This is a genomic window from Agrobacterium vitis, from assembly GCF_013337045.2.
Classification (GTDB): domain Bacteria; phylum Pseudomonadota; class Alphaproteobacteria; order Rhizobiales; family Rhizobiaceae; genus Allorhizobium; species Allorhizobium vitis_B.
The window spans coordinates 1,032,809-1,046,204 of sequence record NZ_CP118260.1 but is presented as its reverse complement, the minus strand read 5'-3'; the positions used below and the strand labels follow the sequence as shown (position 1 = coordinate 1,046,204).

The 13,396-nt window shown below is 57.4% G+C and carries 12 protein-coding genes; 4 read left to right on the top strand and 8 right to left on the bottom strand.

What is annotated here, in order from left to right:
• Nucleotides 1-10 precede the first annotated feature (10 nt).
• Together pcaF and G6L01_RS22455 are read left to right on the top strand one after the other, a co-directional pair.
• Entirely contained in the window at nt 11-1,216 is a 1,206-nt protein-coding gene (pcaF, locus tag G6L01_RS22460; RefSeq protein ID WP_070163285.1) for a 3-oxoadipyl-CoA thiolase, read from the top strand.
• A 396-nt stretch (nt 1,217-1,612) separates the two neighbouring features.
• Nucleotides 1,613-2,674, top strand: a complete 1,062-nt coding sequence (locus tag G6L01_RS22455; protein WP_070163284.1) for a DUF475 domain-containing protein — start codon at nt 1,613-1,615, stop codon at nt 2,672-2,674.
• 94 nt (nt 2,675-2,768) lie between these two features.
• On the opposite strand, the gene G6L01_RS22450 is transcribed toward G6L01_RS22455, so the two are convergent.
• The 5 genes from G6L01_RS22450 to G6L01_RS22430 form a co-directional block, all read right to left on the bottom strand.
• Nucleotides 2,769-2,936 (bottom strand): hypothetical protein, encoded by a 168-nt coding sequence (locus G6L01_RS22450; protein WP_087729627.1) that lies wholly within the window; start codon nt 2,934-2,936, stop codon nt 2,769-2,771.
• 288 nt (nt 2,937-3,224) lie between these two features.
• Nucleotides 3,225-4,742 (bottom strand): tripartite tricarboxylate transporter permease, encoded by a 1,518-nt coding sequence (locus G6L01_RS22445; protein WP_070163283.1) that lies wholly within the window; start codon nt 4,740-4,742, stop codon nt 3,225-3,227.
• Nucleotides 4,743-4,764: 22 nt separating this feature from the next.
• The gene (locus G6L01_RS22440) at nt 4,765-5,259 is read right to left on the bottom strand and encodes a tripartite tricarboxylate transporter TctB family protein (RefSeq protein ID WP_070163282.1); all 495 of its coding nucleotides are present in this window, start codon (nt 5,257-5,259) and stop codon (nt 4,765-4,767) included.
• Nucleotides 5,256-6,200, bottom strand: a complete 945-nt coding sequence (locus tag G6L01_RS22435) for a Bug family tripartite tricarboxylate transporter substrate binding protein (RefSeq protein ID WP_070163495.1) — start codon at nt 6,198-6,200, stop codon at nt 5,256-5,258. The genes G6L01_RS22440 and G6L01_RS22435 overlap by 4 nt, the downstream gene beginning before the upstream one ends.
• 252 nt (nt 6,201-6,452) lie before the next feature.
• A complete protein-coding gene (locus G6L01_RS22430; protein WP_070163494.1) occupies nt 6,453-7,520 on the bottom strand; it encodes an ABC transporter substrate-binding protein in 1,068 nt (355 codons plus the stop codon).
• Between the two features lie 169 nt (nt 7,521-7,689).
• Between G6L01_RS22430 and G6L01_RS22425 the strand changes: the two genes are divergently transcribed.
• Together G6L01_RS22425 and G6L01_RS22420 are read left to right on the top strand one after the other, a co-directional pair.
• Complete coding sequence (locus tag G6L01_RS22425) at nt 7,690-8,370, top strand: response regulator (protein ID WP_070148534.1); 681 nt, start codon at nt 7,690-7,692, stop codon at nt 8,368-8,370.
• Nucleotides 8,367-9,770: a sensor histidine kinase gene (locus tag G6L01_RS22420; protein ID WP_070163281.1), complete on the top strand. Its 1,404-nt coding sequence runs from the start codon at nt 8,367-8,369 to the stop codon at nt 9,768-9,770. The genes G6L01_RS22425 and G6L01_RS22420 overlap by 4 nt, the downstream gene beginning before the upstream one ends.
• Nucleotides 9,771-9,794: 24 nt before the next feature.
• Here G6L01_RS22420 and G6L01_RS22415 read toward each other — a convergent pair whose 3' ends face one another.
• From G6L01_RS22415 to G6L01_RS22405, 3 genes are read right to left on the bottom strand one after another with little or no spacing between them, the layout of a single operon-like run.
• On the bottom strand, nt 9,795-10,919 hold the full coding sequence (locus tag G6L01_RS22415) for a glycerol dehydrogenase (RefSeq protein WP_070163280.1): 1,125 nt from the start codon (nt 10,917-10,919) through the stop codon (nt 9,795-9,797).
• 31 nt (nt 10,920-10,950) lie between these two features.
• Nucleotides 10,951-11,748, bottom strand: coding sequence for an SDR family NAD(P)-dependent oxidoreductase (locus G6L01_RS22410; RefSeq protein ID WP_070163279.1), 798 nt, complete (start codon nt 11,746-11,748; stop codon nt 10,951-10,953).
• A 33-nt stretch (nt 11,749-11,781) separates the two neighbouring features.
• Nucleotides 11,782-13,347 (bottom strand): GMC family oxidoreductase, encoded by a 1,566-nt coding sequence (locus G6L01_RS22405; protein ID WP_070163278.1) that lies wholly within the window; start codon nt 13,345-13,347, stop codon nt 11,782-11,784.
• Nucleotides 13,348-13,396 lie beyond the last annotated feature (49 nt).

The following is a 13,396-nucleotide window of genomic DNA, read 5'->3' as shown; positions in this document are numbered from 1 at the left end:
GGAGACCCCGATGACCGAAGCTTTTATCTGCGATTATATCCGCACGCCCATCGGCCGATTTGGCGGCGCACTTTCCTCCGTTCGCGCCGATGACCTTGGCGCGGTGCCGCTCAAGGCCCTCCTGGCAAAACACACCAATCTGGACTGGGAAGCAGTCGATGACGTGATCTTCGGCTGCGCCAACCAGGCCGGAGAAGATAACCGCAACGTGGCGCGCATGTCGCTGCTTCTGGCAGGCCTGCCGGTCTCAGTAACCGGCACGACCATCAACCGGCTGTGCGGTTCAGGCATGGATGCCGTGATCGCGGCGGCCCGCGCAGTCAAGTCAGGCGAGTCAGAACTGATGATTGCCGGTGGTGTCGAAAGCATGAGCCGAGCGCCTTTCGTCATGCCAAAGGCAGAAACCGCCTTTTCCCGGAACGCTGAAATCTATGACACGACCATCGGCTGGCGTTTCGTCAATCCGCTGATGAAAAAGCAATATGGCGTCGATTCCATGCCGGAAACCGGCGAAAACGTTGCGGAAGATTATAAGATCTCCCGCGAAGACCAGGACGCCTTTGCCGTCAGAAGCCAGAACAAGGCATCGGAAGCGCAGGCCAATGGCCGCTTGGGCCAAGAAATCACCCCGGTGACCATTCCCCAGCGCAAGGGCGACCCGGTGGTTGTCGATAAGGACGAGCACCCCCGCGCCACCACGATTGAAACGCTGGCAAAGCTTGGTACACCTTTCAAAAAGGAAGGTGGCACCGTGACCGCTGGCAATGCGTCCGGCGTCAATGACGGGGCAGCCGCTCTGATCATCGCCTCCGAAGCTGCGGCACGTAAATATGGCCTGACGCCGATTGCCCGTATTCTGGGCGGCGCTACTGCCGGTGTGCCGCCCCGGGTGATGGGTATTGGCCCGGCCCCCGCCAGCCAGAAGCTGCTGGACCGGCTCGGCCTCACTCAACAACAGTTGGATGTTATCGAGTTGAACGAGGCCTTTGCCTCTCAAGGACTGGCAACCCTTCGCCAGCTTGGCATTGCCGATGACGATCCACGGGTCAACCGCAACGGCGGCGCCATTGCCCTCGGCCATCCGCTCGGCATGTCCGGCGCACGCATAACCGGCACGGCGGCGCTGGAATTGTCGCTCAGCGGCGGACGCTATTCGCTGTCTACCATGTGCATTGGCGTGGGCCAGGGCATCGCGGTGGCGCTGGAGCGGGTGTAATCCGGTATCTAACAGGCACGATGACAGATGAAGGTGGAGGATGCTTTCTCCACCTTTTTCATCTTTAGCGCTGCTTCCTCAGACGTTACGAATGCCTATCTGTGCGATGGTTGTTGGCATTTACACAACAGCACTTGACCTTGCTCGCATGGCTGGTAGTTAACATACGCTGCCGCATTGCCAGACATCGGTCTTTGCGGAGTGAACTTATGGTGCCGGGCCCCTCTGGCGAGAGTTTACGGCGCTCTCGTGATGTCGGTACCGCCAGCAATCATGGCCGGCGGATTATAACGCAATGACAATTTCATCCACGTGTTTTTCGCGCGATCGATCCGGCATGGCCGGTGCTCGTTCGCGTGCTATCCCGCTTTTCCCTCGCGTTTCGAAGGTGCAAGCATGAGCACGGCAACCCCTTCCCATTCCGTTCTCAGCTATTTCAAATGGGCCTTTATCGTCACCATTGCAGGTCTTGCACTCGGTGCCTGGCTCGGCTGGAACATGACAGGCACGCTTGGTGGCATGGCCAGTGTGTTCTTCATCTGCACCGTCCTTGCCGTTCTGGAAATCTCGCTGTCCTTCGACAATGCTATTGTCAATGCGAACAAGCTGAAGGAAATGACCCCGGTCTGGCAACAACGCTTCCTGACCTGGGGTATCCTGATTGCCGTGTTCGGCATGCGGATCGTGTTTCCGCTGGCAATCGTCGCCATCGCGGCACAGATCGGCCCAATCGAAGCACTGAAACTGGCAGCCGCTGAACCGGCGGAATACGCCAGAATCATGAATGAAGCGCATCTGCCGATTGCTGCTTTCGGCGGCACATTCCTGATGATGGTTGGTCTCAACTACTTTTTCGATCAGGAAAAGGACGTCCATTGGATCGCCTTTATCGAAAAGCATATGGCGAGATACGCAAGCATCAAGGGCATTGAAGTTGCCTTCGTCCTGGTGCTAATCCTGCTGTTTTCGTCTTTCCTGGAGGGAGCGGAAGCGATTACCTTCCTTTACAGCGCTATCTATGGCCTGTTGACCTTCCTTGCCGTCGAATTGGTCGGCGGTCTCCTTGATGCCTCCCAGCAAACGATGAGTGCTGCGGCCAAGGGTGGCCTGGGCGCTTTCATCTATCTTGAAGTGCTGGACGCCAGCTTCTCCTTCGACGGTGTCATTGGTGCGTTTGCGCTCACGCAAAACCTGTTCGTAATTGCCATCGGCCTTGGCATCGGCGCCATGTATGTTCGCTCGATGACCATCATGCTGGTCGAAAAAGGCACGCTCGCGGAATACCGCTATCTGGAACACGGCGCTTTCTACGCGATCCTGATCCTCTCGGTGATCATGTATTGCCAGACGCTGGTGCATATTCCCGAAGTGGTTACCGGTCTCGGCGGTGCGGCACTGATCGGCATCTCGCTTTGGTCATCGATCCGTTACAACAAACGCGAACACCAGAACGACTGAAAAGCCTTTACGGAATAAATAAGAGCTTTTCACGAACCAAAAAGCCCGCCAGTTTGAACAACTGGCGGGCTTTTACACGCGGATATGAAAAAAATCAGTCAGCGCGCTTGATATTGCGGAAGCTTAGGGGATCGATACCCAGAAGACGCAGATCACGGTCACGCGGCTGGCGATGCCCATCTACAGCCGCGGCAGCGGCGGTTGCTGCGCCGAACACGGCGATGGCACGACCGATAAAGCCTTTACGGGGGAGGGAAGCCATTTTCGTTCTCTTTCCTTGTTAAATCTTACAAAGCAAAGATGGACCTTCCATTAGCTTGTTTCAATGCACACAAATGCACTGTAGCCATGCAACCTGAACAGATCGGCTGATTTGCCCATCTGATTTTATGGATACAGTCAACGACGTGCCCTGTTTTACGCCCGAAAAGACCTGAATCCGCCGATTTTGAGAGAGTTGCAGAGAATTAGTCGAATGAAACAGAACAGCCCCCCGCGCCATAATGGCGCAGGGGGGCTGTTCGCTGTTCATTTTCGCCCGGACTGAAACTCAATCTTCGTTGGCAGCAAGCTGCGACAGAACCTGCCCTCTTCCGCGAATCCTCATAATCAGCGGAATGAAGAAGGCCGCTGCGGCAATGAGGAAAAGACCAACAGCAATCGGCGACATGAAGAGCACCGTGAAATCGCCCTGCCCTATCGCCAGCGCCCGGCGCAATTGCTGCTCGGCAAGTGGACCAAGAATGAGGCCGATAACGACAGGCGCAATCGGATAACCGAAGATGCGCATGACATAGCCGAGAATTCCAAACGCCAGCAACATGCCAAGCTCAAACACCGAGGGATTGGCACCAATCGTGCCGAGTGTGGCAAACAGCAGGATGCCAGCATAAAGCCAGGGCTTCGGGATGGTCAGCAGCTTCACCCAGAGGCCAATCAACGGCAGGTTCAAAACCAGCAGCATGAAATTGGCAATCAGCAGGCTGGCAATCAGACCCCAGACCAGTTGCGGATTGGTGGCAAACAGCAAGGGGCCAGGTTGAAGGCCGAACTGCTGGAAACCCGCCAGCATGATGGCCGCCGTTGCCGTGGTCGGCAAGCCGAGCGTCAGCAGCGGCACCAGCGTTCCTGCCGCCGAAGCATTGTTGGCCGCTTCAGGACCAGCCACACCTTCGATGGCACCATTGCCAAATTCCTCAGGATATTTCGTCAGCTTTTTTTCAGTGGCGTAAGACAGGAAGGTGCCGATCTCCGCGCCGCCAGCCGGCATGGCCCCAATCGGGAACCCAATCGCTGTGCCGCGCAACCACGGCTTCCAGGACCGTGCCCAATCCTGAGCGCTCATCCAGACGGAACCTTTGACCGCTTCGATCTTGTCCGGGCCAAGATTGCCCTGGGCGACGATGTACAAGGTCTCGCCAATCGCAAACATGGCAACTGCCAGCGTCGTAACCTCGACCCCATCCAAGAGATCCGGAACGCCGAAACTCATCCGGGTCTGGCCTGTCAGCTGGTCGATGCCGACAATCGCCAGTGTGAAACCAATGAAAAGTGAGGTTAATCCCCGCAATGCAGAGTCACCAAACGCAGAGGACACGGTCACGAAGGCAAGCACCATCAGCGCAAAATATTCGCGCGGGCCAAACACCAGGGCAAGCTTGACGATCGTCGTGGCGACAAGCGCAAGACCAATCGTTGCCAGAAGCCCGGCCACGAAAGAGCCGATGGCAGCCGTCGCCAAAGCGGGCCCGCCGCGCCCGGCCCGGGCCATCTTGTTGCCCTCCAACGCCGTGACAATCGAAGCACTTTCGCCCGGCGTATTGAGTAGGATCGACGTGGTCGAGCCGCCATACATGCCGCCGTAATAGATGCCAGCAAACATGATCAGCGAGCCAGCAGGATCGAGCTGGTAGGTCACGGGCAGCAGCAGCGCCACGGTCAATGCGGGTCCGATACCCGGCAACACGCCAACGGCGGTGCCAAGCGTCACCCCGATCAAGGCATAGAACAGGTTCATCGGTTGCATTGCAACCACAAGACCCTGCATCAGGAATTCAAAAGTACTCATGAAGGTAAGTCCCTGTCGGGTATCAGAAAAACAGATTTTCCAGCGGCCCGGCGGGCAGCGACAATTGCAATAGGCCAGCAAAGACCAGCCAGACAGCAAGGCTGAGCGCTATGCCTATTGGTATCGAGAACCACAATTTACGTTTGCCGAAGGCCCTGGCCGTAGCAGCAAAAAGCAGGCCGGTCGCAATGGAGAAGCCCGCAACATCGAGCAGAAGCATCTGCGCGGCAAGACCACCCACGACCCATATCACCGGGGCGATTTCCTGCTTTTCGCGCTCTGGAAACTCACCGCGCCATGCCTCGAACACGGTCCAGATCGCAAGACCGATCAAACAGATCGCGATGGCATAGGGAACGGTCGCAGGGCCGACAGGCGAATAGCCTGCCACAGCGCCGAGCCGGGCAGAGTCCCACAGAATGACACCGGCAATGGCAACGAGACAGACCGCGATTGCAAGCGCCGCCCAATCGGGGCGGCGCTTTTCGTTGTTCAAGGGGGTCAAGCCACTGCTCATTTCACCAGACCGATATCTTTGAGGATTGTCGAGGTCGCGGCGATATCCTTGTCAAGCTGCGCATTGAAAGCATCGCCAGCCAGATAGGTATCCTGCCAGCCCTTGGTCTTCAGCACGTCTTTCCAGCCCTCGGACTTGGCCAGCTTCTCAATATCGGCTGAAACGGCTGCTTTCTGTTCTGCCGACAGTCCAGGAGCGGCAGCCACCATGCGCCAGTTTTCGACCACAACGTCGAGACCGGATTCTTTCAATGTCGGCGCGTCAATGCCAGCGATCCGCTCGGCGCTTGAAATGGCGATCAGCCGCAGCGTTCCCGACTTGACCTGGGATTCAAATTCGCCATAGCCGGAAATACCAGCGGTCACCTGTGCTCCCAGAATAGCCGCCAATGCTTCGCCGCCGCCGGAATAGGCGATATAGTTGATCTTGGTCGGATCGACCCCAGCGGCCTTGGCGATCAGGCCAACCGCGATATGATCGACACCGCCGGCAGAACCGCCAGCCCAGGACACCTTGGCCGGATCTGCCTTCAGCGCGGCCACCAGATCCGCAGCATTCTTGATCGGTGAGGAAGCAGGAACCACGACCGCCTCATATTCGCCGGTCAGGCGGGCAATCGGTGTGACATCCTTCAATGTGACGGGTGCATTGTTAGTCAGGATTGCGCCCACCATGACATAGCCGCCGACGATCAGGGCATTGGATTTGCCCTTTTGCTGACTGGCAAACTGGGCAAGACCAATGGTACCGCCGGCACCAGGCACATTCTGGACCTGAACCCGCTTCGAGATGCCTTCCTTCTGCATGACAGTCTGGAGGGAGCGGGCAGTCTGGTCCCAGCCGCCGCCGGGATTGGCAGGTGCGATAATGGTGTAATCAGTCGCAGCAGCCGGCAGTGCCATGGCTCCGGCCAGGATGGTGGCGAGAATGAACTGTTTCAAAGTAATTTCCTCCTGCGAGTGCGCTTCGATGCGCAGTGTTCGTCGATGCCGAAGGAAGAGTATTTCACGGGACCCTCCTGCGAGCTGCGGCAAGACACCGTGCTCGTCCATCCCTTGAGTATCCTCCCTCAAGCCGTAATCATCCGCCTCCACGGATAATCAAGACCTGGAACGCACCATACAAACCTGTCATCGAGCTGACATTGCACTGCATTTTATCAAACGGCGGCGCGCACCCCACAATTGAATGGGTTATTGCAGCCGTAAAACCTCGTTCCAGCGGGCGATGAGACGCATGCGCTTGACCTGATCGAGATAGACCATCAAGCCGGGACTGACGGGGACGGGCCGCAGTTGTGCGCCCAGCAGGGATTGCATGGTATTGGCGGTGTTTTCGCCGCCAACATCCGGATTGACCGCCGCAATATGCAGCTCGCGCGCCATAATGCCCTGCCCTTCCTTCGACATGAAGAATTCCAGATAGCGCCGACCAAGCTCCGGCGATGCGGCCGCCTGTGGCACGAGCCCGATTCGCGACATCACCACGGTATAATCCTTGGGCAATACGATGCCGACATCTGGATGGCGCGACGCCCAGTCGGCAGCGTAGGAGCCCAGAATATTATAGCCCAGCACGAATCGTCCATCGGCGACCCGCTCCAGAATGGCCGAACTGTTGGAGTAGAGCTTGACGCCCGCCGTGCCCATACTGCGGATCACCGACCAGATATCTCCAAACTGCTCCTGGTCACGGGCCATGAACAGAAAGCCGACCCCTGAACGCTCAATATCGTAGGTGCCGATCCGGCCGAAAACGGCATTTCCCTGGCTTTTCAGGTAGTCCACGAATTCCGCCCGCGTCGAAGGCGGCTTCTGATTGGCGAAACTCGGCTTGTGATAGACGAAAACCGCAGGCTCGAATGTCAGCGCGTAGGCGGTATTGCGCCAATTTGCCCAGGCGGGCCAGCTTGCGCTCATCGGCAGGTCACTGCGTTGGGCATAGCCGTCATTGCTGAGCTTGACTTGCAGATCCATCGCCGATGAAAATGCAAAATCCGCTGTCGTCTTGCCCGCATCGGTTTCCCGGACGATCCGGTCATAGATTTCGCTGGTCAACATATCCTCGTAGCGCACCGCGATATCGGGATTTTTCGCCTGGAAGCCTGCAATGATCTGCTTTGCCATCGGCTCATCAAGCGAAGAATAGACAAGCAGCTCGGGGGCTTTTGCATCGCCTGACAAGGCAGGGAACAAGACGGGCCCGGCAGCGGCTGGAAACGCAAGGCCCAGCAGGATTGAAATGAAGATGATAAAACGCATAAACGGATCATGCCGCAGCCCAGCGTTGTTCACAAGCATCATGGACGGCACCATAACATAAATGCGTCAAAAGACCTCGAAGTGGAATGCGACGTGTTATTTTCAGCAATTCATCGTATTCCAGATCAAATATAAAGTGCTAGAGCAATGAGTGAGGAGACATTCCCCAGTGCGCATCTTGCTCGTTGAAGACAATAAGGCTCTGGCCGACGGCCTGTCTGCCATTCTGCGCGGCACCGGCTATGCGGTCGATACCGTCAGCGACGGCGCGTCTGCCGACGCCGCGATTGCGACGGAAAACTTCGATCTTGTCATTCTGGATCTCAACCTGCCGGAAATGGACGGCATAGAGGTGCTGCGCTGCGTGCGCGCGCGCCATGACAAGGTGGCAATCCTGATCCTGACGGCGCGCGGCACACCGGAAGACAAGGTCAAAGGCCTGGATCTCGGCGCTGACGACTACATGATCAAGCCTTTCGATATCGGCGAATTCGAAGCGCGTGTGCGCATGTTGTTGCGCCGCCAGGCCGGGCTGCGCTCTTCGATGATCAGCTACGGAGCGGTTTCGCTCGATCTGAATTCGCGCAGCTTTTCGGCAGCAGGCGTGCCCCTCGACATTCCCGCCCGGGAACTCGGACTGCTGGAAGTGCTGTTCATGCGGGCAGGCAAAGTCGTGGCCAAGGAAGCCATCATCCAATCGCTGGCCGCCTTTGACGACGATCTCAGCGCCAATGCCATAGAGCAATATGCCAGCCGATTGCGCAAACGGCTAGCCCCTCACGGTCTTACCGTGCGCACTGCGCGCGGCATCGGTTATTACCTCGAAAAAACCATGACCGAGACGGCATGACCGGGGTCGCCTACTCGCTCCGTCGTCGTTTGCTGGGCTGGCTGTTGCTATCGACTGCACTCATTGGCGCAGTCGCTCTGATCGACACCTATTATGAGGCGGTCAAAACTGCCGATACCGTCTCCGATCGGGTTCTGGCCGGGTCGGCCTTGGCGATTGCTGAACGGGTCATTGTTTCTGAAAATGGTGAGTTGGCGGTCGATATTCCCTATGTAGCGCTGGAAATGCTAACATCAGGGGCGCAGGACCGGGTCTTCTACCGCGTCGATGGTCCAGGGGGCAGTTTCATCACCGGCTACCAGAACCTGCCGACCGTTTCTGATTTCCAGGGGCAATCGGCTGTGTATATGGACGCAGCTTTTCGCGACGAACCGATCCGCATCGCGGCCCTGCAACGGTCGGCCTCGACCGGCATCGATTCTCTTCCCTTCGTGGTCACCGTGGCTGAGACGACAATTGCGCGCAATCAGCTCACCCAGGCCATTCTGTTGCGTTCAGCGTTGCGACTGCTATTGATGATCGCCGGTGCTGGCGCCATTGTCTGGGTCGCCGTCACCTATTCTCTACGCCCGCTCTACCGACTGGGAGAGGCCATTTCCGAGCGCAGTCCGAACGATCTGCATCCTATCGAGCAATCCGTTCCCCGCGAAGTCGAAAACCTCGTTGAAACCGTCAATTCCTTCATGGTCCGGCTACAATCGGCGCTGGATGCGCTTCGTCATTTCACCGGCAATGCCAGCCACCAGTTGCGAACGCCGCTGGCGATCATTCGCACGCAACTGGCGCTTTCTGCCCGCGCCACAAACATTGAGGATGCACAGTCAGCGGCGCGCAAGGGCGATGAGGCTCTTGCCCATGCCGAGCATATTCTGGCGCAACTGCTGTTGATGGCCCGTGTCGATGCCGTTGGCTCCAACGACCGGCAAATACCGCCCCGGATCGATCTTGCTCATCTGTCACAAGCGATCACCGCCGAACATGTGCCACGCGCCGCCGATGCCGGTATCGATCTTGGGTTCGAGGGCCAGGACGGTCCTGCTTTCGTGCTAGCTGAACCCTTGCTGATCGGGGAGTTACTCAGCAATCTGATCGCCAATGCCCTGGCCTATGCCGGGCATGGCGCAGAAGTCACGGTGCGCATCCGAGAGGATACGCAGAACGTGATCCTGTCCGTCGAAGACAATGGTCCGGGCATCGCCCCCGAACGGCGCGACATCGTGCGCCAAAGGTTCGCCCGGGGAGAGCAGAACCCCTCCCCGGGTCTCGGACTGGGCCTGCCGATCGTTGAGGAAATAGCCAATCTCTTTAACGCCAAACTCACGCTTCAAGACACATCCGAGGGACGCGGCCTGACGGTATCGGTCACATTTCCCAAGGCGGCAAAAGCAGCACACGCATAAGCGTTAGAAGATCCTGCAGGAGAATCAAAGCATCCTCCCCATTCTCGACTGCTTGCGGGTCTCGGCCAGTTTACTCGCTGTCCAGATGCAGTCTGCAATCAGACGCGGATTAAGCTTCACCGGAACGGAGTGAATGACGCTGGCTGGGGCCATGGCAATCTCACCGACTTTCAGCAGGTCTTCCGCTGTCACCGTCTCCAACCCGAGATCGCCAAGCATGGTCGGCAATTTCAGGTCCTGGCAGAAATCGATCGCCTCGTTGATCTCGTCCAGCGACCGATTTTCCAGCACCAACAGACCGATAATACCGAAGGCGACTTTTTCGCCGTGGAAGAAATGATGGGTCGGCTCCAGCACGGTCAGCGCATCATGGATGCCGTGCGCGCCGGAGACACCGCAATTTTCAAACCCAAGACCGCTCAAAAGCGTATTGGCCTCGATGATATTTTCCACCGCTGGCGTCAGTTTGCCATCAATGGCGGCAGCATAGGCAGCCCGCCCATCGCGCATCAGGACCTCATGGCAACGCCGGGCAATCGCTGCGCCCGCTGCAGTTGTTGCATAGCCGTCGCCGATATAATTATTCGAATGGCTTTCGAAATTGGACCGCGCCTCATACCAGGTCGATAGGGCATCCCCCATGCCCGAAACCAGAAACCGGACGGGCGCCTTGATGATCAGAGCGCTGTCCACCAGGACCACATCCGGATTGCGACCGCAACGCACCACCCGATCGTAAACGCCGTCCTCGCTGTAAATCACGCCAAGCGCACTGGTCGGAGAATCCGTCGAAGCGATGGTCGGGACCGTCACCGTGCGCGCACCAATATGAAGTGCTGAAATCTTGGCTGTATCGAGCGCCTTACCGCCACCAATCCCGACAACGACGCCAGCGCCAGCGGTTTTGCCGAGGCTCACGGCCCGCTCGACTTCCTTATCCGTGGATTCGCCGCAAAATTTCATGAAGTGGCTTTTCACCCCATGAGCATCAAGGTTTTTCTCCACTTCCGGGCGAAGAGTATCCCAGAAAAACTCATCGATGACGATCAGCGCCGAGTTTGACAGCGGCGCAATGTAAAGCCCGATCTCATCGATGACACCCGGCCCCTGAACATATCGCAGCGGTCCGCCATAGCCTCTTGACGTCATGGTCTTTATCCTTTTTCGAAAAATGCAATGATCAACGCAGCGTCAAGCCGCCATCAATGGTGATGATTTCGCCTGTGGTGAAGGAACTGGCGTCGCTGGCCAGATAAACCACCGAACCAGCCAGTTCCTCGACGGAACCGATTCTGTTTTGCACGGCACCTTTTGCCCAATGATCCCTGACGACATCGGGATGTTCCCGCAGCACATCATCGGTCAGTTCCGTGCGAATATAGCCCGGCGCAATCGCATTGACGCGGATATTGTGTTCGGCCCATTCCGTTGCCAACGCCTTGGTCAACATATGAACGCCAGCCTTGGAAACATTGTAGGCGGCATGACGGAACGGCCAGTTGACGATCCGGCCCGACATCGAACCAATATTGATAATCGATCCGCTTTTCTGCGCGATCATTTGCCGTCCAACATGTTTGGAGGCAAGGAAAACGCCGTCCAGATTGACGGCCATGGTCTGGCGCCATTGATCCAGGCTGCAATTTTCCGCTGCGGCTGGCAGAACAATACCAGCATTATTGATGAGAATATCGATACGCCCGAACCGATCGACCACAGACTGCGTCATGTGCTCGACATCCGCCTCTTGCGCGACATCGGCTTGCAGAGCGAAGCTATCACGCCCTTGCGTTCTCAGGTTGGCGGCCAGTTCCTCGGCACGATCCAGCGTCGAGCGCACGACAATGGCGACATCGGCGCCATGGGCGGCCAGCGCCTCGGCCAGCCCCTTGCCAATGCCTCGCGACCCGCCGGTAACAATGGCCTTGCGTCCGGTCAGATCAAACATATGGCGGTAATCGGATGCTGTGTTTGACATGTAGGCTCCTCCCTATCTGTCTTGTTTTTCCAGTCAGGCCACGGTCTGCGAAGCCTGTGGCGTAACGGTGCTTTCGCCCCAGCGGGCGAGGATATGTTCAGCGGTGCGCTGCGCCTGCGCGACAATGGTCAGCGAGGGATTGACGGCAGTGGAGGACGGCAGGAAGGACGCATCGACGACATAGAGATTATCGACGTCCCAAACCTTGCAATGTGTGTCCAACACGGATGTCTCTGGCGTCTTGCCGAAACGGGCAGTGCCGCATTGATGCATGGATACCTTGATATCCATCTTGTTGGTAATGATCAGCGGATAGCCCAGCGAGCGCATATGCCGCGACCAGACCTTGACCAGTTCATCGTGAGATTTGAGATTATTAGCCGTGTAGCTCAAACGGATGCGGCCATCCGGATCGACGGTGACGCGGTTTTCAGGATCGGGCAGATCCTCCGACATCAGCCACCAATCGACACTGCGGTCGGCGAACAATGACATCAACCATTCAGGCGCCCAGGCCGCACCGGCGGTCAGCATGCCCCCCTGCAATTTGCCAAGCCCCTGGATATTACCAAGCGGATAGGGTTTTTCGGCATTGGCGAGGTAGTAATCATTGATCGCCATGGATTTCTGAAAGACGACGCGGTTTTTCTTAAAGGGCGAAATCGCCATCAGCGCCGTATTGTTATGCGCCATGTAATTGCGACCGAGCTGGTCGGACATGCTATTGCCGATGCCGCGCTGATGGGCCTGATTGGCTGATCGCAGCAAAAGGGCTGCCGAATTGATCGCCCCTGCACTGGAGACGAACAGATCGGCTTCGATCCGCTTTTTTTCACCCCCATGGGTCAGCTCAACGCCGGTCACCTTTTTACCGGTCGGATCGGTCAGCAAACGATGCACAAAGGCTTCCGTAACAAGCTCGATTTTACCCTTGCCACGGGCGAGCGCCGGATTAACGAGGCGCACTTCGGCGTCTCCCTTGGCGCCCAGCTTGCAGGCAAAGCCGTCACAGGTCCGACATCGGATACAGCTGCCGCCCTGATGGTAATCAATGGCAATCGGCAGTGGAAAGGGATGCAGACCTCTTTCTTTCAGCTTTTTTTCGAAGAAGGCGATTTCCGGTTCATGGCCGATGGCTGGATGTGGCATCGGGCCGGAGCGCGGCGGCTCGGTCGGGTCGATGCCCGCCGTTCCATGCGTCCCCATCAACCGTTCAGCAACAGCATAATAGGGTTCGAACTCGTCGTAGGAAACCGGCCAGGCAGGTGCGACGCCGCCTTCATGGGCCAAATCCTCAAAATCTTCCCGGCGAAAGCGCAGGGTGGCCGCACCGAAGAATTTGCTGTTGCCACCGACATAATAAAACGTGCTGGGGCGGAAAGACTGACCGTCCTTGTCGCGCCATTCTTCTGTCGTTGCATATTTCTTCTGGTGGAAGACCGCATCGACGCTCCAATTATCGTCTTCACGCGGCAAGCGTGGTCCGCGCTCGATCATCAGGATATTGCGGCCCGTTTCTGCCAACCGGTTCGCCAGCGCGCCGCCGCCGACGCCCGAGCCAATAATGATCACGTCGTAAAATCGCTTCAACTCACTCATGTCTCTCTCCCGTGCCTGCCTTTGGCTGCACCTGCGTCTGAATGAATGC

Coding starts and splice junctions, on each gene's coding strand:
- pcaF (WP_070163285.1), top strand. CDS start 11: ATGACCGAAGCTTTTATCTGCGATTATATCCGCACGCCCATCGGCCGA.
- G6L01_RS22415 (WP_070163280.1), bottom strand. CDS start 10,919: ATGACGTCAAGAGGCTATGGCGGACCGCTGCGATATGTTCAGGGGCCG.
- G6L01_RS22430 (WP_070163494.1), bottom strand. CDS start 7,520: ATGCGTTTTATCATCTTCATTTCAATCCTGCTGGGCCTTGCGTTTCCA.
- G6L01_RS22455 (WP_070163284.1), top strand. CDS start 1,613: ATGAGCACGGCAACCCCTTCCCATTCCGTTCTCAGCTATTTCAAATGG.
- G6L01_RS22445 (WP_070163283.1), bottom strand. CDS start 4,742: ATGAGTACTTTTGAATTCCTGATGCAGGGTCTTGTGGTTGCAATGCAA.
- G6L01_RS22440 (WP_070163282.1), bottom strand. CDS start 5,259: ATGAGCAGTGGCTTGACCCCCTTGAACAACGAAAAGCGCCGCCCCGAT.
- G6L01_RS22405 (WP_070163278.1), bottom strand. CDS start 13,347: ATGAGTGAGTTGAAGCGATTTTACGACGTGATCATTATTGGCTCGGGC.
- G6L01_RS22410 (WP_070163279.1), bottom strand. CDS start 11,748: ATGTCAAACACAGCATCCGATTACCGCCATATGTTTGATCTGACCGGA.
- G6L01_RS22450 (WP_087729627.1), bottom strand. CDS start 2,936: ATGGCTTCCCTCCCCCGTAAAGGCTTTATCGGTCGTGCCATCGCCGTG.
- G6L01_RS22420 (WP_070163281.1), top strand. CDS start 8,367: ATGACCGGGGTCGCCTACTCGCTCCGTCGTCGTTTGCTGGGCTGGCTG.